Consider the following 16,510-nt stretch of genomic DNA (forward strand, 5'->3'; position numbering starts at 1 on the left):
GACCCGTTGAGGCGGTGACCGGCACGATCACTCCGACCGTGCGGCCTTCAGGTGAGCGGCGGCGGCCTGTTCCAGGTGGACGAGGTCGGAGGCGACGGTGGCGAACGTGAAACCCTCCGCCAGGCGGCGGGCGGCCTGCTCGCCACCCGGGTTGTGGATGCCTGCCGCGATCCCGGCCCGCTCAGCGGTCGTCCTGATCGTCTCCAGCGCCTCTTCGAAAACCCCCGCGACCTCCGGATCGCCGGGGAACCGGCCGCCCACGGCCAGGCACAGGTCGGACGGGCCGACGTACACGCCGTCCAGGCCCGGAGTGGCGCAGATGGCCTCGATGCCGGCCAGGCCCCGCGGCGTCTCGATCATGGCGAGGACCAGCACGCTGTCGTCCGCCTCGGCGGGCGCCGGGCCGATCCTCAGCATGGAGCGCATGGGGCCGTACGATCGGCGGCCCGCGGCCGGGTAGCGGGCGGCCGACACGGCGCGTGCCGCGTCCTCGGCCGTGTCGACCAGCGGCACGATCACGCCGCCCGCCCCGAAGTCGAGCGCCCTGCCGATGGCCGCCGGGTCGCCCGACTCCACGCGTACCAGGCCGGTGGAGCGGCCTCCCGCGTCGATGGCCATGAGGTTGCTCAGCAGCCCGGCGTCGCCGATCAGCCCGTGCTGGCGGTCCAGCGTCACGTAGTCGTACCCCAGTCGGGCCAGGCGTTCGGTGGCGACGGGCGCGTCCAGCACCACCCAGTAGCCGACGGCCCGTTCCCGGTTGCGGATCTTCCTGGCGAACTCGGCGGCGGTCATGCGCTCTGGCTCCTCTGCGCTGGTGCGGATGGGCGTGGCGGATGGGCGTGATGGCCTCGCGGTCATCGGTTGTACGCGGGCATGGGGCCTCGCAGCGCCTCGCCCACGGCATCGCAGGCGGCGGCCACGTCAGCGGGCAGCGGCCCGGCAGCAAAGCGCGGACAGGTCGGCGGCCACCTGTGCGGCGCGCAGCCCGGCGGGGGAGAGCGGCGCGTGCTCGCCGGCGTCCGGGTGCGGGATGCCCGCCGTGGCAGCGCCACCGGGTCGCGGCGGCCGCGCAGCAGCCCGCCGAGGATCTCCTCGGCGGCGGTTGCTTGCGGGCAACTGTGGCACAGCTTGCGTGTTTCATGCAATACTCGCCGCGTGAATCGCGCAATATGACGGGTCTGGAGGTGGGGGCGTGGGCCACGCTCCGGTGTTCGCCCTGGCGGACGACCTGTCGGGGGCGGCGGAAACGGCGGCCGTGCTCATGTCGCCCGCGCGCCCCGCGCGCATCGTGCTGTCCGGGCCGCCGTACGACGCCGCGCCGCCCGTACTCGTAGCCGACCTCGACACCCGGCACCGTCCCGGGGTCGCCGGCCTGGTACGGGAGGCGCTCGCCTGGGCGGCGGGCCGCCACGTCCTCGTCAAGATCGACTCGCTGCTGCGCGGCGACGTCGCCGCCACCGTCCACGCCTGCCTCACCACGTTCGCGGGCCCGGCGCCCGTGCCCGTGGTGCTGGCCTCCGCGCTCCCGCAGGCCGGTCGCACGGTCGTGGACGGTGTGCCCCTCATCCACGGCATCCCCTTGCGCGAAACACGCACCCCCGATCCCGCCGTCGGACCGGCCGGCGGGCCGACCCGTGCACGGCGCTCTCAGCCGGGCGCTGTGCGGGCCACTGTGCCGGCCACTGTGCCGGCCACTGAGCCGGCCACTGTGCCAGCCACTGGGTCCGGGGCCGGGCCGGGCACGGTGGCTGCGGCCCTTGGTGAGGTGCCGTCGGCAGGCGTCGGGCTGGCCACGGTCCGTGCCGGTCAAGCCGCCCTCAGGGAGGCGCTGGCGGAGACGGTCGCGGGTGGGCGGGTGGCCGTGTGCGACGCGGAGACCGACGCCGACCTGGACACGATCGTCGCGGCCGCGCTCGCCGGCGACCCGGGAACCCGGCTCGTCGGTGCCGCCGGCCTGGCCGCCGCCCTGGGCCGCACCCTGAACGCCGCTGCGGGCGCCGCGCGGCCCGCCGGGCCACCGCACTCTCCGGGCGGCGGATCGCCGGTTCCTGTCACCGGGTCGTCTACGGGCGACACCGTGTCGTCCCTGGGCGGCAGGTGGTCTCCGGGCCCGCTGCTCGTCGTGGTCGGCACGGCGGAACCGGCCGCCGCGGAGCAGGCCAGGTTGCTCGTGGCGCACGGCGCCGTGCCCGTGGTCCTCGACGCGGCAGATCTGCACGCGGTGAACCCCGGCACGGCGGCGGCTCCCTGTACGGCGGTCGGTGGCCGTGCCGCGGAGCCCAGGGACGCCAGGGGGAGTAACCCGGTCGTCGGGCGGCTGCGGCGGGCCCTGGGCGGCGGGGTCGCGGTGCTGACCGTACGCGGAACGGCGCCGCCCGCCCTTCCCGCCCTGCTCGGCCGGATCGTCCGGGAGGCGGTCGGAGGGACGCGGGCCGACCTGGTCCTGACCGGCGGGGAGACCGCGAGGAGAGTGCTCGACGCGCTGGGCGTGCGCGAGATGGTCCCCGTGGGCCAGGTGCACCACGGCGCGGTGCACAGCCGGACCCCGGACGGCCGTTCCGTGGTGACGAGGCCGGGCAGCTTCGGCGGACCGGACAGCCTCCTGCGCATCGCCGCCCATCTCAGACCCCGGTGCTTTCCCCGCACGGGCGCCACCATCGACGAAAGGCCGACATGAGCAGCACTCCTCTCATCGCCCTCACCATGGGGGACGGTTCCGGCGTAGGTCCGGAGGTCGTCGTCGGCGCGCTCCTCGCCCCCGGGACCTCCGCCTTCTGCCGCCCGGTCGTCATCGGCGACGCGGGACGCCTGCGCAGGGCCGCGGAGATCCTCTGTCTGGAGCCGGAGGTGGTCAGGGTGGAGCGCGTGGGCGAGGCCGTCTTCGAGCCGGGCCGGATCAACGTCGTCGATCCGGGGCTGCTGCCCGAGGACCTGCCGTGGGGCCGGGTGTCGCCGGTCGCGGGTCACGCTGCCTACACGTACGTATGGCTGGCCGCCGAGCTGGCGACGTCCGGCGACGTCCAGGCGATCTGCACGGCCCCGCTGAACAAGGAGGCGCTGCACGCGGCCGGGCACCTCTTTCCCGGGCACACCGAGCTGCTGGCGCACCTGACGGGTACGCCGGAGGTGTCGATGATGTTGTCGACGTCGAAGGTCAAGGTCATCCACGTCACCACGCACGTCGGGCTCATCGACGCGGTCGCGCGCATCGAGCCCGGCCTGGTCGAGCGGACCGTCCGCAGGGGTGAGGCGGCGCTGCGCGGCTCGGGCGTGGAGCGTCCGAAGATCGGCGTGTGCGGCATCAACCCGCACGCGGGGGAGAACGGCCTGTTCGGGTACGGCGAGGAGGAGCAGAAGATCGTTCCCGCGGTCGAGCTCCTGCGGGCGGAGGGCATGGACGTGCACGGCCCGCTCCCCGCCGACACCGCGTTCTTCCTGGCGGGCCGCGGCGACTACGACCTGGTCGTGGCCATGTACCACGACCAGGGGCACGGCCCGGTGAAGATCCTCGGCCTGGAGGCCGGGGTGAACATCACGGTGGGCCTGCCGGTGATCAGGACCTCGGTGGACCACGGCACCGCCTTCGACATCGCGGGGAAGGGCGTCGCCGACGCCGGTAGCATGATCGAGGCGCTCCGCCAGGCGGCAGAGCTGTCGTCCGCGCGGGGCGTCTGACGGGAGGGGCCATCGATGGGCCGCGCAGCGCAGGCTCGCCGTGACGAGATCGTCCGCCTGGCCACCACCACAGGGCTGGCCAGCGTCGAGGAGCTGTCGGGCCAGCTGGGTGTGACGGCGTCCACCATCCGCCGTGACCTGGCCCATCTCAAGGCGGCCGGGCTGCTGGCGCGCACGTACGGCGGGGCGATGGCGGTCGTCACCCATCCCGAGGCCTCGCTGCGGCAGCGCATCGGGGAGGCGTTCGAGGCCAAGCGGGCCATCGCCGCCTGGGCCGCCGCGCGGATCCGCCCGGGGGAGACGATCCTGCTCGACTCGGGCTCGACGACGGGCGCGCTCGCCCACGAGCTGCGGCACGCCGCCGACCTGACCGTGGCCACCACCGGCCTGAACGCCCTGCAGGAACTGGTGGGCGCCGACGGCGTGCACGTGGAGTGCCTGGGCGGCACCCTGCGCCACGTGAGCCAGGGCTTCGTGGGCCCGCTGGCGGAGGCGGCACTGAGCAGGATGACGTTCGACCGGGTCTTCCTGGGCGCCGACGGCGTCACGGCCGAGGACGGCATCTGCGAGGCCGACCTGCAACAGACCCGCTTCAAGGAGCTGATGATGCAACGCTCCCGCCATGTCTACCTGCTGGTCCACGCCGCCAAGCTGGGCCGCCGCCCGTTCCACGCCTGGGCCCGCATGCCCGACGCCTGGACTCTCGTCACCGACGCGTCGGTGACCCCCGAATCCCTCAAGCCGTTCGCGGCCGAAGGCGTGGAGACGGTGGTCGTGGACCCGCGGACCCACGGGTAGCCGAGGCGGGCGTTCGACCGGGGACGGTCATTCGCGTCGCGTGGCGTGTAGAGCATGATCCAACGGTCGCTTCCCGGGTCGTCGGAACAGCTCGATGCCCTGCCCGGCCATCCCCGGCCAGGCAGGTAACCGCCCATGCGGGACAACCGGAAGCCCCAGACTCCTGGCACAGGCCATGAGCTGGGGCTGTCGGAAAACTGGTGGACGATACTGGGATTGAACCAGTGACCTCTTCCGTGTCAGGGAAGCGCTCTCCCGCTGAGCTAATCGTCCTTTTGAGTGGTGAACTCAGAGCGGAAGACGGGATTCGAACCCGCGACCCTCACCTTGGCAAGGTGATGCTCTACCACTGAGCCACTTCCGCGTGCGCCGCACTTTACTTTAGCGGATCCCGGAGGGTCCGCCGGTCGCGAGGTGGAGACGGGATTTGAACCCGTGTAGACGGCTTTGCAGGCCGCTGCCTCGCCTCTCGGCCACTCCACCAGGAGTCTCGCTCCGAGCGGAAGACGGGATTCGAACCCGCGACCCTCACCTTGGCAAGGTGATGCTCTACCACTGAGCCACTTCCGCGTGAACCCCGGGCGGCGCGCGCCCTGGTCACAGGAAAACCATATCGTCTTCCCGGAGTGCGCGTGCGCGGCACGAGGCGGGTGGAGGCATTTTCAGTGGAGCACCCTCATGTCCCTGGCCTTGACGAACATCACGCGGTGCCCGAGCTGGATCTGGTGATAGCGCAGCCGGCCGGTCGTGGTGACGTGCCGAGACGGCTGGAAGGCGTTGGCGGCGTAGTAGGAGCCGGTGACCGTGTCGCCCAGCGAGTACGTCTGGCCGGTGCCGATCGTGTACGGGAGCGGCCGCAGTGGCTGGTGGGCGGCGAGCTTGTAGGCGGACTTCTCGGGATAGGCCCGGCCGTACACCTTCACACCGTCCGTGCGCGGCGTGACCAGCGGGCCCTTGGCGGGAACGGCGGTCGGAGCCGAGGCCGGGTTGTGGAACCACGCCTTCTGCCCGAGGTACCAGATGGCCGTCCAGTCACCCTCGCGCTCCGCCACGGCGTAGCGCTGGCCGGTGGAGGCGCGGGCGCCGTGGTCGTACACGCTGCGGGTGCTGGGCTTGTTCCCGTGTTTGCCGACGTCCTTGACCAGCGGCGCCGACTTCTTGGGCGCCGTGTGCAGCAGGACGGCCGAGGCGCCGTGCGGCGGGCACGCCTTGGCGGGCTTGGCCGCGTCGCAGCCGGTGAAGCGGGGACGGTGGGTGGCGTACGACGGGAGGATGATGACGGACTCGCCGTTCTCGGCCGCCTTGAACGGCCGGCGCATGAGGTCGAAGTAGTGTGCCCAGTCCCAGTAGGGGCCCGGGTCCTCGTGCATGCCGGCGACCGTCGCCGGGGTGGTGCCCGGGACGTTGTCGTGCCCCAGGATGTGGGCGCGGTCGAGCGGGACGTCGTGCTTGGCGGCGAGGAACCTCACGAGCCTGGCCGAGGCGCGGTACATCGCCTCCGTGTACCAGGCGCCCCCCTTGGCTAGGTATCCCTCGTGCTCGATGCCGATCGAGCGGGTGTTGACGTCCCAGTTGCCCGCGTGCCAGGCGATGTCGTTCGTCGCGACGTGCTGGGCGACGTGCCCGTCGCGGGAGCGGATCGTGTAGTGCCAGCTCACGTACTTCGGGTTGCGGACCAGGGAGGGGATGCCCCGGTAGGTGCCCTCGGTGTCGTGGACGACGATGTAGTCGACCTCCCGGGTGCGGTTCAGGCGGTCGTGGTTGCCGTAGTCGCGGTGCTTCTTCTTGCCGAACCGTCTGTGCGCGGCGGGCATCCACTCGCAGGCGAGCGCGGCGGGGCACTCCGCCTGGCGGGCCCCCGACTCCGCCTTGGCGCTGTCGTACCCCTCGCCGGCGAGGCCGGGCGCGTCCCCGTCGAGCTGCTCGTCGGACGGTGTGTCCCAGTCGGCGAAGGACCCGTCGGGATCGCTCCAGGGCTCGCTCTCATGGTCGCCGACGAAGGACGGCAGGTCGGGTACGGGGTCCAGCCGCACCAGGTGACCGTCGTCCGTACGGCGTTCCACGCCCTCCCGCATCACCGAGAACACCTCGTCGGCGAAGCCCTGGGCGGTGGCGGGGTCGTCGGAGCCGGAGTAGCGGGCGACGGCGTCGTACCAGTCGGCCGGGTCGGCGCTGGGACGTTCCTGGTAGGAGGCGAGGAGGGCGGCGCCGGCCCTGATGTTGGCGGCAGGGTCGGTCCTGAGCCGGGCGGGCGCGACGCCGACGAGGCGGCCGGCTCGGGGGAGTGTCGCCATCGGCGCGTCCTGCGCCATGCGCAGCGCGGACGACGCGAGCGGCTCGACGCGCGCCCTGGGCATCGGGCGGGCCTCGTCGCCGCGGGCGTCGCCGAGCGCGTCCCCGAGCGTGCCGTCGAGCGCCTCGGCGGGGAACGTGTCGACCAGGTGCATCGGGCCGTAGCCGCCGGCCGTGCTCGGGCGCCCGCCGTTGGCGTCCCAGCGGGACTGCAGGTACGCCACGCCGAGCAGCACGCTCTCCGGCACGCCGTACTCGCGGGCGGCGGCGGCGAAGTCGGACTGCCGCCCGGTCGCCGCGACATCGGCTCCAGAGCCGGCGGGCAGATCGGCGGGCAGATCGGCGGGCAGGGCGGGCGCGCTCAGCGCGGTGGCGACCAGGACGACGGCGAGCCAGAGCTGCATGAACATCTCCCCCATGGATGTCACGATGCGACTACTCAGCGTAACTGTTCTCAGAAAGGGATGTGTCAGACGGGCCGGATGATACGGATGGGACTTGCGGGATCACGCCGAAGGCGGCATCCGGCAGATGCGCCGGAATCGCCGTGCCGCCAGGGGGCGCGGGCACTCCGATGGGCGTTGGGGTTAGATCCTGCCCGATATCGGGCAGGATGATGGCGTGTCTCGCTCAAGAGCCGTAAGGTCCTCGTCTGTGCCACCGGCACGGCCCCCGTACGAAGATCTGATCGCTCACCTCACGAGGACGAGCCCGCTCGGGCCTGGTGAGGCGGCGCGCGTGGTCGCCGACGTGCTGGCGTACTTCTCGGAGACGACCGAGGAGTTCGTACGGCGCCGTCACGGCGAGCTGAAGGCGCGCGGTCACACGAACGACGAGATCTTCCCGAGGATCGCCGCCGAATTACGGGGCCGCCGGGTGGCCGCGCCGGAGTTGTCGCTGCGACAGCTCCGCAGGATCGTCTACGGATGAACAGGGAGACTCGATGTGCGGAATCGTGGCCTACGTCGGCCCAAGGGACGCGGCCCCCATCCTGCTGGAGGGTCTGCAGCGGCTCGAATACCGGGGCTACGACTCGGCCGGGGTCGTGGTGTCCAACAAGGGGCTGAAGGTCCGTAAGGTCAAGGGCCGGGTGGCCGACCTGGCCAAGGTCGTGCCGGTGAGGTTCAAGGGCGGCCTCGGCATCGGGCACACCCGCTGGGCCACGCACGGCGTCCCCAGTGACACCAACGCCCATCCGCACCTGTCCGCCGACCAGCGCATCGCGGTGGTCCACAACGGCATCATCGAGAACGCCGGCGAGCTGCGGGCCAAGCTGGAGGCCGACGGCGTGGTGTTCGCCTCCGAGACCGACACCGAGGTGCTCGCGCACCTGGTCGCGCACGCCGCCGACGAGAACGACTCGCTGGAGGAGGCCGTCAGGAAGACGCTCAAGAGCGTCGTCGGTACGTACGGCATCGCCGTCATCGACGCCGAGCGGCCCGGCGAGGTGGTCGTGGCGCGCAACGGCAGCCCGATCGTGCTCGGCATCGGCGAGAAGGAGATGTTCGCAGCGTCCGACGTGGCCGCCCTGGTCCGCTACACGCGCCAGGTCGTGCACCTGGAGGACGGCGAGCTGGCCGTGCTGAAGGCCGACGGGTTCCACACCTTCGCCAGCGACGCCCGCGAGACGGCCAAGGAGCCGCTGACCGTCGACTGGGACGCCGGCCACTACGACACCGGCGGCTACGAGCACTACCTGCTCAAGGAGATCTCCGAACAGCCCGAGACGATCACCCGTACGATGAGCGGTCGTCTCGACGAACGGTTCCACGTGGCCCACCTCGGCGGGCTCAACATGGACGCCCGCGAGACGCGGAGCTTCCGCCGGGTGAAGATCATCGGCTGCGGGTCCGCGTACTATTCAGGACAGATCGGGGCACAGCTCATCGAGGAGCTGGCGCGCATCCCGTCCGACGCCGAGCCGGCCAGCGAGTTCCGCTACCGCAACCCCGTCGTCGACCCCGACACGCTCTACGTCGCGATCAGCCAGTCGGGAGAGACCTACGACACGCTCGCCGCCGTGCAGGAGCTCAAGCGCAAGGGCGGCCGGGTCATCGGCATCGTCAACGCCGTGGGCAGCGCCATCGCCCGCGAGGTGGACGGCGGCATCTACCTGCACGCGGGCCCCGAGGTCTCGGTGGCCTCGACCAAGGCGTTCACCTCGACCGCGGTGGCCTTCGCGCTGCTCGCGCTGCATCTGGGCCGGGTGCGCGACCTGTCGCCGGCCGACGGGCGGCGCATCGTGGAGGGCCTGCGCCGGCTGCCCGGCCACGTCGAGGAGGTCCTGGCGCAGGACGACAAGATCGCCGAGCTGGCGGAGAAGTACGCCGGCCACGCCGGCATGATGTTCGTCGGCCGCGTGCGCGGCTACCCGGTGGCCCGCGAGGGCGCGCAGAAGCTCAAGGAGATCTCCTACGTGCACGCGGAGGCCTACCCGGCCAGCGAGCTCAAGCACGGCCCGCTCGCCCTCATCGGCCCCGAGATGCCGACGGTCGCGATCGTCCCCGACGACGAGCTGCTCGACAAGAACCTCACCACGCTGGGCGAGATCCGCGCGCGTGGCGGGCGGGTGCTCATGGTCGGCCACCGCGAGCCCGGCCCGAAGCTGGCCGACGACGTCATCGTGATCCCGAAGAACGAGATCGAACTCGATCCGATCCTCCTCACGATCCCGTTGCAGCTGCTCGCGTACCATGCCGCCGTGGCGCTCGGCCGGGATGTCGACAAGCCGCGCAACCTCGCCAAGAGCGTCACAGTCGAATAATTGAGCCGCAAATCAGCCACATTCCCCTCAGGGTAGTGTTATCCGGCTCCAAACGACATAAATTCGATACTGTGCGGCAGTTCGACCAACAGCGGCCCAATCCCGCACGCATGTACGACTACATGCTCGGCGGGAAGGACAACTTCGCGGTCGACCGCCTGGCCCTCGACCAGCTCGCCGAGCTGGTCCCGGAGGCGGTCCCGCTGGCCCGCGCGAACCGGGCCTTCCTTCAGCGTGCCGTGCGCTACGTGGCCGCCGCCGGCGTACGCCAGTTCCTCGACCTGGGCAGCGGGCTGCCGACCCAGGGCAGCGCGCACGAGGTGGCGCCCGAGGCCCGGGTCGTCTACGTCGATCATGATCCGGTCGTCGCCGCGCACTCCAGGGCCCTGCTCGAAGGTTCGGGCAGGGCCGTCTTCGTCGAGGCCGACCTGCTCGACGTCGACGAGGTGCTGGACCGGGCCGGCGCCCTGCTCGACCTGGCCCAGCCTGTCGGGGTGCTGCTGGTTTCGATCCTGCACTTCATCCCCGACACGGCCGGCCCGCAGGACGCGGTGGCGGCGCTGCGCGAGCGGCTGGCGCCCGGCAGCCACCTGGTGATCTCCCACGCGACGACGAGAGCCAGGACGGAGGACGGCGAACGTGCCAGGACACCCTCCCGTGGCTCGTCGTCGGGCTCGTCGTCGGGCTCGTCGTCGGGGGGCGCCGACCGTACGCCGTCCGAGATCCGCGCGTTCTTCGGCGATCTCCCGCTGGAGCCGCCCGGGCTCGTGCAGGCCACCGACTGGCGTCCCGACCGGCCCAAACTGGTGGGCGACTGGTCGCTGCCCTCCTCGCTGATGGCGGGGGTCGCCAGGAGACCCGCCTGATCCACCGGCACGGGCGTCGCAGCGCGCCGACGCGGCCCCGGTGTGTGACGCTCGGCGACGGATCAATAACCTTTGGTTACGAGGGGGCACGGCGAGGGGGCGCACATGCGGCGACGGCGGTTCTTGGTCTGGGGGCTGGGCGCGGCCGTCTGCGCGGCCGGTTACGCGGCCGGTTGCGGCACGCAGCGGGCCACCGGAGGCGCGGCCGGCCTGCGTACCCGGTTCTCGATCAACCCGGGCGGGCGCCGGTGGGCCCGCGCGGGTCAGGTGTTCGCCGGCGTGGCCCGCGCCGCGGGGTTCGGGACGGGCGAGGGCCCGCAGGTCACGGTGACCGGCCTGCACGCGCTGGCCGCGGCCGAGCTCAACCAGGGCCAGAGCCTGCTCGACGCCGCCACCCCGCTGGCCAGGCTGGCCGGCGAGGTCGAGGTCGTGGTGGTGCCCCAGCACTCACGGTTCAGGGACTTCGGCGACTTCGGCGCCGCCCTGCTCGCCAGGCCAGGGCAGACGCTGCTGGCCGGGGGTCCCCAGGGCGACCCCGACCACCTGCTGTTCGGCCTGATCGCCAAAGGGCTCGGCGCCGACACCCGGCAGGTCGACTACACCGGCTACCCCAGCCGTCACGAGGTCGTCGCCGCGCTTTCGTCCGGCAAGGCGGCCGCCGCGGCGGGCCGGGTCGCGGAGTGGCGTACGATCATCGGCCGCGGCCGGATCAGGGCGCTCGCGGTGTCCTCGGCGGAACGGGTGCCGGACCTCGACGCGCCGACGTTGCTGGAGTCGGGCGTACGCGTGAACTTCGTGGACTGGATGGCGGCCTTCGGCCCACATGACATGCCGGACGAGAGCCGCGAGTCGGCCGTCGGCATGTGCGACGAGGTGACCCGCTCGCCCGGCTGGGAGGCGGCATGCCGGGACGCCGGGTGGCTCTCGCTCCCGCTCACCGGCGACGACTTCGAGCTGTGGCTCGCCTCCGAGGTGCGGCGCACCCGCGGGGTGCTGCGGGACCTCGGGATGGTCGACACGACCAAATCCACAAGATGCAGGGGTGGTTGCGGGATCCGCCACTAGATGTAGGATCCTAGTCGTCGCTGGTTCGCCTCCAAGAGGCGGAGCGAAAGGGAACCCGGTGAGATTCCGGGGCTGCCCCGCAGCGGTGAGCGGGAACGACCGCCGTCACATGCACTGGAGAGATCCGGGAAGCGACGGCCACTAGGCGCTTTCGAGCACGCCCGCAAGCCCGAAGACCTGCCCGCGACATGCAGGGCCGCGTCCCCGGACGCGCCCGCCATGCAGTGTCCATGGCCTCGAGGGAGGGCCGGGGGCCGGTGCGGTCGTGGATTCATGCCGCAGTGCTCTCGCGTGCCCTCACGGGGATGAGCTCGCGAGGAGAGCACGTGACGCAGATCGTTGAGGTTGACCGCCGCCTGGCCATCGAGGAGGCCGCCGCCCGGGTGATCGCCGATCCGGCCGCCTCCCGGGTCGCCGCCCGGCTGCTGGCCGAGGAGATCGCCGACGAGGCGGCAGGGCACGGAGTGCGCTCGTTCTCCGAGTCGATCGCGGCCACCCACGCGGCGGGGCTGATTCAGGACGGTCTGGCGGAGTTCGTCGCCGCGCACGCCGCCGAGCTGGACGCGCTGATCCGCGCGGAGGCGGACGACCGGTTCGAGTATTTCGGCTTGCGCACGGTCTACGACCGCTACCTGCTGCGCCACCCGGAGACCCGCAAGGTGCTGGAACGGCCGCAGCACTTCTTCCTCCGCGTGGCCTGCGGGCTGGCGGAGTCGGTCGCCGAGGCGGCCGAGTTGTACGCGCTGATGTGCACGCTGTCCTACCTGCCGAGCTCGCCCACCCTGTTCAACGCGGGAGCGCGCCGGCCGCAGCTGTCGTCGTGCTTCCTGCTCGACTCGCCGCGTGACGAGCTGGAGGGCATCTACGACCGCTACGGCCAGGTGGCCCGGCTGTCCAAGTACGCCGGAGGCATCGGCGTCTCCTGGACCCGGGTGCGCTCGCGCGGCTCCCTGATCAGGGGGACGAACGGCCACTCCAACGGCATCGTGCCGTGGCTGCGCACGCTCGACGCGTCGGTGGCGGCGGTCAACCAGGGGGGCCGGCGCAAGGGCGCGGCCTGCGTCTATCTGGAGACCTGGCACGCCGACATCGAGGAGTTCCTGGAACTGCGCGACAACACCGGCGAGGACGCACGCCGCACCCACAACCTCAACCTGGCCAACTGGGTGCCCGACGAGTTCATGCGCCGCGTCGAGGCCGACGAGCCCTGGTCGCTGTTCGACCCCAAGGAGACGCCCGACCTCACGGACCTGTGGGGGGAGGAGTTCACCGCCGCCTACCGCGCGTACGAGCAGGCGGGGCGCCACGTCCGGCGCGTCCCCGCGAGGACCCTGTACGCCCGGATGATGCGCACCCTCGCCCAGACCGGCAACGGCTGGATGACGTTCAAGGACGCCGCCAACCGCACCTCCAACCAGACGGGCCGCCCCGGCAACGTCATCCACCTGTCCAACCTGTGCACGGAGATCCTGGAGGTCACCAGCGACGGGGAGACGGCCGTGTGCAACCTGGGCTCCGTCAACCTGGCCGCCCATCTCGCGGGCGGGGACGTCGACTGGGAGCGGTTGCGCGCCACCGTACGCACGTCCGTACGTTTCCTCGACCGCACCATCGACCTCGGCTTCTATCCGACACCCGAGGCGGAGAAGGCCAACAGACGGTGGCGGCCGATCGGGCTCGGCGTCATGGGGCTGGCCGACGTGTTCTTCACGCTGCGGCTGCCGTTCGACTCGCCCGAAGCGCTGGAGTTGTCGACGCGCATCGCCGAGGAGATCGCGCTGGCCGCCTACGACACCTCGGCCGACCTGGCGGTCGAGCGCGGCAGGCACCCGGCGTACGCCGACACCCGGGCCGCCGGGGGAGTGCTGCACCCCGACCACTACGTGCCGGGCACGCCTCGCTGGGACGCCCTGCGCGACAAGATCGCGACGACCGGCCTGCGCAACTCCCTCATGATCGCCATCGCGCCGACCGCCACGATCGCCTCCATCGCCGGCTGCTACGAGTGCATCGAGCCGCAGGTGTCCAACGTGTTCAAGCGCGAGACGCTGTCGGGAGAGTTCCTCCAGGTCAACCGCTATCTGGTGGCCGACCTGCAGGAGCGCGGGCTGTGGACGCAGCAGGTGCGCGACGACATCAAGCGGGCCGACGGCTCGGTCCAGCCCGTCCCCGGCATCCCCGACGACCTCAAGCTCCTCTACCGCACGGCCTGGGAGCTGCCGCAGAAGGCGCTCATCGACCTGGCCGCCGCCCGCCAGCCGTACATCGACCAGTCGCAGTCGCTCAACCTCTTCATGGCCGGTCCGACGATCGGCAAGCTCTCCTCGATGTACGCCTACGCCTGGAAGAAGGGCCTGAAGACGACGTACTACCTGCGCTCGCGCCCCGCCACCCGCATCGCCCAGACGACGGTCCCCGCGCAGGGCAAGCCCTCCGCACCATCGCGGAGCGGCTTGGCCGCGCAGTCCGCCCACGCGACGGCCGACGCCCTCGCGTGCTCCCTCGAGAACCCCGAAACCTGCGAAGCCTGCCAGTGAAGGAGCCCGTCGTGCTGCTCGACCCCGGAATGGACCTCACCCTGCGCCCGATGCGCTACCCCGGCTTCTACGAGCGTTACCGCGCGGCCATCCGCAACACGTGGACGGTCGAGGAGGTGGACCTGCACACGGACCTGGCCGACCTGTCCAGGATGACGCCGCAGGAACGGCACCTGATCAACCGCCTGGTCGCCTTCTTCGCGACCGGCGACTCGATCGTGGCCAACAACCTCGTGCTCAACCTCTACCAGCACGTCAACGCCCCCGAGGCGCGTCTGTACCTCAGCAGGCAGCTGTTCGAGGAGGCCGTGCACGTGCAGTTCTACCTGACCCTGCTGGACACCTACCTGCCCGATCCCGACGAGCGGGTCAAGGCCTTCGCCGCGATCGAGCACATCCCGTCGATCCGCGACAAGGCGGAGTTCTGCTTCAAGTGGATCGACTCGATCAACGGCCTCCACCGGCTGGAGACGGCCGCCGAGCGCCGTCAGTTCCTGCTCAACCTCATCTGCTTCGCCGCCTGCATCGAGGGCCTGTTCTTCTACGGCGCCTTCGCGTACGTCTACTGGTTCCGCTCGCGCGGCCTGCTCAACGGCCTGGCCACGGGGACGAACTGGGTGTTCAGGGACGAGTCCATGCACATGGCGTTCGCGTTCAGCGTGGTCGACACGGTCAGGGACGAGGAGCCCGAGCTGTTCGACGAGGAGCTGGGCAAGCAGGTCACCGGCATGATCGAGGAGGCGGTGGCCGCCGAGCTGGCCTTCGCCGAGGACCTGTGCGGGGACGGCATGATGGGCATGGGTGTGGCGCAGATGCGCCAATACCTGGAATACGTCGCCGACCAGCGGCTGGTCCGGCTGGGGCTGCCGAGGAGGTACGGTTCGGCCAACCCGTTCGGGTTCATGGAGCTGCAGGACGTGCAGGAGCTGGCAAACTTCTTCGAGCGGCGGGTCTCTGCTTACCAGGTGGCGGTTGAGGGAAATGTGAGTTTTGACGAGTCTTTCTAGGACATTTGGGGGCATGAGTGCAGTCTCCGGCGGGCTGGCCGATTCTCGCCATCGCGGTGATCGGCTCGGTCCTCCTCGTGGAAGTGGCCCGGCGGGCGCTGAACCGGATCGGCCGTAAATGGGCGCTCGCCCGGCACCTCGTGGAGCACTGCACCTGGCCGGCGTTCGCGGTGGCCGTCGTGGTGGCATGCAACCTGGTGATCAGTCCCGGCATGTTCGGCAGGACGGTCGCGGAACGCAGCCTGGCCGCGACGGTCGAGCACGCGCTCGGACTGGTCACGATCGCCGCGATGACCTGGCTGATCGTGCAGGCGGCGTACGCGCTGACGGACGTCGTGCTCGACCGGCTGGTCCAGGTCGAAGGCGAGCGCAACCGGCGGGCGCGGCGGATCATGACGCAGATCGCGCTGGTACGCCGCATCGCCTCCGCCGCCTTCATCGTCATCGCGCTCGGCGCCATGCTCTTCTCCTTCCCGCAGATGCGGGCGCTCGGCGCCGGCCTGCTCGCCTCGGCGGGCATCGCCGGCGCCATCGTCGGCATCGCCGCCCAGCCGACCATCGGCAACGCGCTGGCCGGGCTCCAGCTCGCCTTCAGCGACGCCCTCCGCCTCGACGACGTGGTGGTGGTCGAGAAAGAGTGGGGCAGGATCGAGGAGCTCACCCTCACCTACGTCGTGCTGCGGCTGTGGGACGAGCGGCGGCTGGTCCTGCCGGTGTCGTACTTCACCCAGAACCCGTTCGAGAACTGGACCAGGCACGGCAGCCGGGTGCTCGCCGTGGTCTACCTGCGGGTGGACTGGTCGGTGCCGGTGCCCAAACTGCGGGAGGCGCTGTACGCGTTCCTGCAGGACAACCCCCTGTGGGACCAGAAGGACTGGACGCTCCAGGTCACCGACGTGCTGCCGAACGGCCTGGTCGAGCTGCGCGCCCTGATGAGCGCCGCCGACTCGCCGTCGTCCTGGGACCTCAAGTGCGACGTACGCGAGTTCCTCGTCGAGCACGTACGCGAGAACTACCCCGACGCGCTGCCCCGCTTCCGCGTCGACACCCCGGAGACGCGCGCCGGCATGAGATGGGACGACGACCGCGACCGGCGATAAATAGATGGCATTCACGCCGATCACGGGGTTACCGTAAGAAAGTCAACGACGAGCGGCAGAAAGGGCGGCTACATGTGTGAGCTGGGCGCCATCCGGCCGTCGGCGGCCCGTCCTGAGCTGCCGCGGAGGCTTTCCGGATAGTCCTTGAAAGGATTCCCGAAAAGCCGTCTCGAGGATATCGAGGCGGCTTTCTCATACGCGACCGAGTGTGGGGCAGTTTGGCCGCCCGCCTGCTTTGGGTGCAGGAGCGACGCAGGTTCGAATCCTGCCACTCGGACAGTGTGATGTCTCAGGACATCGGAAACCCTCGAACCTACGGGTTCGGGGGTTTCGTCGTGTTGGGGTTTGCCTGGGGTTGGTAGTCGCGGGCGGGGTCGATGGTCAGCTCGCGCAGGAGTTCTCCGGT

At 71.1% G+C, this 16,510-nt stretch carries 12 protein-coding genes, 5 tRNA genes and 1 riboswitch; of the genes, 11 read left to right on the forward strand and 6 right to left on the reverse strand.

Translation table 11 applies throughout. From position 1 onward, the window contains the following. Positions 1-27: 27 nt before the first annotated feature. Positions 28-792 carry an HpcH/HpaI aldolase family protein gene (locus GUY59_RS29910; protein ID WP_132338949.1) on the reverse strand — a complete coding sequence of 255 codons (765 nt, stop codon included), beginning with the start codon at positions 790-792 and terminating at the stop codon, positions 28-30. Between the two features lie 400 nt (positions 793-1,192). On the opposite strand from GUY59_RS29910, the gene GUY59_RS29920 reads away from it, so the two are divergent. From GUY59_RS29920 to GUY59_RS29930, 3 genes are read left to right on the forward strand one after another with little or no spacing between them, the layout of a single operon-like run. Further along, complete coding sequence (locus GUY59_RS29920) at positions 1,193-2,677, forward strand: four-carbon acid sugar kinase family protein (protein ID WP_201761508.1); 1,485 nt, start codon at positions 1,193-1,195, stop codon at positions 2,675-2,677. Further along, complete coding sequence (pdxA, locus tag GUY59_RS29925; RefSeq protein WP_138207424.1) at positions 2,674-3,675, forward strand: 4-hydroxythreonine-4-phosphate dehydrogenase PdxA; 1,002 nt, start codon at positions 2,674-2,676, stop codon at positions 3,673-3,675. The genes GUY59_RS29920 and pdxA overlap by 4 nt, the downstream gene beginning before the upstream one ends. Positions 3,676-3,690: 15 nt before the next feature. Beyond that, complete coding sequence (locus tag GUY59_RS29930; RefSeq protein WP_138207427.1) at positions 3,691-4,473, forward strand: DeoR/GlpR family DNA-binding transcription regulator; 783 nt, start codon at positions 3,691-3,693, stop codon at positions 4,471-4,473. A gap of 198 nt (positions 4,474-4,671) precedes the next feature. Here GUY59_RS29930 and GUY59_RS29935 read toward each other — a convergent pair. The 5 genes from GUY59_RS29935 to GUY59_RS29955 form a co-directional block, all read right to left on the reverse strand. Further along, a tRNA-Val gene (locus GUY59_RS29935) sits at positions 4,672-4,746 on the reverse strand. Positions 4,747-4,765: 19 nt separating this feature from the next. Further along, positions 4,766-4,837: transfer RNA gene (locus tag GUY59_RS29940), tRNA-Gly, on the reverse strand. A gap of 48 nt (positions 4,838-4,885) precedes the next feature. After that, a tRNA-Cys gene (locus GUY59_RS29945) sits at positions 4,886-4,956 on the reverse strand. A 15-nt stretch (positions 4,957-4,971) separates the two neighbouring features. Continuing rightward, positions 4,972-5,043, reverse strand: a tRNA-Gly gene (locus GUY59_RS29950). Between the two features lie 92 nt (positions 5,044-5,135). Next, entirely contained in the window at positions 5,136-7,184 is a 2,049-nt protein-coding gene (locus GUY59_RS29955) for an N-acetylmuramoyl-L-alanine amidase (protein ID WP_236667627.1), read from the reverse strand. A 235-nt stretch (positions 7,185-7,419) separates the two neighbouring features. On the opposite strand from GUY59_RS29955, the gene GUY59_RS29960 reads away from it, so the two are divergent. From GUY59_RS29960 to GUY59_RS29995, 8 genes are all read left to right on the forward strand, one after another. Continuing rightward, positions 7,420-7,695, forward strand: coding sequence for a hypothetical protein (locus tag GUY59_RS29960; protein ID WP_132339810.1), 276 nt, complete (start codon positions 7,420-7,422; stop codon positions 7,693-7,695). Between the two features lie 13 nt (positions 7,696-7,708). Beyond that, entirely contained in the window at positions 7,709-9,529 is a 1,821-nt protein-coding gene (gene glmS, locus GUY59_RS29965; protein WP_138207429.1) for a glutamine--fructose-6-phosphate transaminase (isomerizing), read from the forward strand. Positions 9,530-9,600: 71 nt separating this feature from the next. Beyond that, positions 9,601-10,395, forward strand: a complete 795-nt coding sequence (locus GUY59_RS29970; RefSeq protein WP_252375194.1) for an SAM-dependent methyltransferase — start codon at positions 9,601-9,603, stop codon at positions 10,393-10,395. Between the two features lie 105 nt (positions 10,396-10,500). Next, positions 10,501-11,460: a Bug family tripartite tricarboxylate transporter substrate binding protein gene (locus tag GUY59_RS29975; RefSeq protein WP_138207431.1), complete on the forward strand. Its 960-nt coding sequence runs from the start codon at positions 10,501-10,503 to the stop codon at positions 11,458-11,460. A 4-nt stretch (positions 11,461-11,464) separates the two neighbouring features. After that, positions 11,465-11,659, forward strand: a riboswitch (cobalamin riboswitch). Between the two features lie 127 nt (positions 11,660-11,786). Continuing rightward, complete coding sequence (locus GUY59_RS29980) at positions 11,787-13,997, forward strand: ribonucleoside-diphosphate reductase subunit alpha (RefSeq protein WP_252375195.1); 2,211 nt, start codon at positions 11,787-11,789, stop codon at positions 13,995-13,997. An 11-nt stretch (positions 13,998-14,008) separates the two neighbouring features. Further along, positions 14,009-15,004, forward strand: a complete 996-nt coding sequence (locus GUY59_RS29985) for a ribonucleotide-diphosphate reductase subunit beta (RefSeq protein ID WP_138207435.1) — start codon at positions 14,009-14,011, stop codon at positions 15,002-15,004. A 17-nt stretch (positions 15,005-15,021) separates the two neighbouring features. Next, positions 15,022-16,104 (forward strand): mechanosensitive ion channel family protein, encoded by a 1,083-nt coding sequence (locus GUY59_RS49110; RefSeq protein ID WP_138207437.1) that lies wholly within the window; start codon positions 15,022-15,024, stop codon positions 16,102-16,104. Positions 16,105-16,306: 202 nt separating this feature from the next. Beyond that, positions 16,307-16,381: transfer RNA gene (locus GUY59_RS29995), tRNA-Pro, on the forward strand. The last annotated feature ends 129 nt before the right edge of the window (positions 16,382-16,510 follow it).

Origin of the sequence: Nonomuraea sp. K271, from assembly GCF_009908215.1 — a bacterium.
GTDB lineage: Bacteria > Actinomycetota > Actinomycetes > Streptosporangiales > Streptosporangiaceae > Nonomuraea > Nonomuraea longispora.

Bases quoted from the DNA above. Each gene is read 5' to 3' on its own strand.
- pdxA (WP_138207424.1), top strand. From the start codon at position 2,674: ATGAGCAGCACTCCTCTCATCGCCCTCACCATGGGGGACGGTTCCGGC.
- GUY59_RS29930 (WP_138207427.1), top strand. From the start codon at position 3,691: ATGGGCCGCGCAGCGCAGGCTCGCCGTGACGAGATCGTCCGCCTGGCC.
- glmS (WP_138207429.1), top strand. From the start codon at position 7,709: ATGTGCGGAATCGTGGCCTACGTCGGCCCAAGGGACGCGGCCCCCATC.
- GUY59_RS29975 (WP_138207431.1), top strand. From the start codon at position 10,501: ATGCGGCGACGGCGGTTCTTGGTCTGGGGGCTGGGCGCGGCCGTCTGC.
- GUY59_RS29910 (WP_132338949.1), bottom strand. From the start codon at position 792: ATGACCGCCGCCGAGTTCGCCAGGAAGATCCGCAACCGGGAACGGGCC.
- GUY59_RS29955 (WP_236667627.1), bottom strand. From the start codon at position 7,184: ATGGGGGAGATGTTCATGCAGCTCTGGCTCGCCGTCGTCCTGGTCGCC.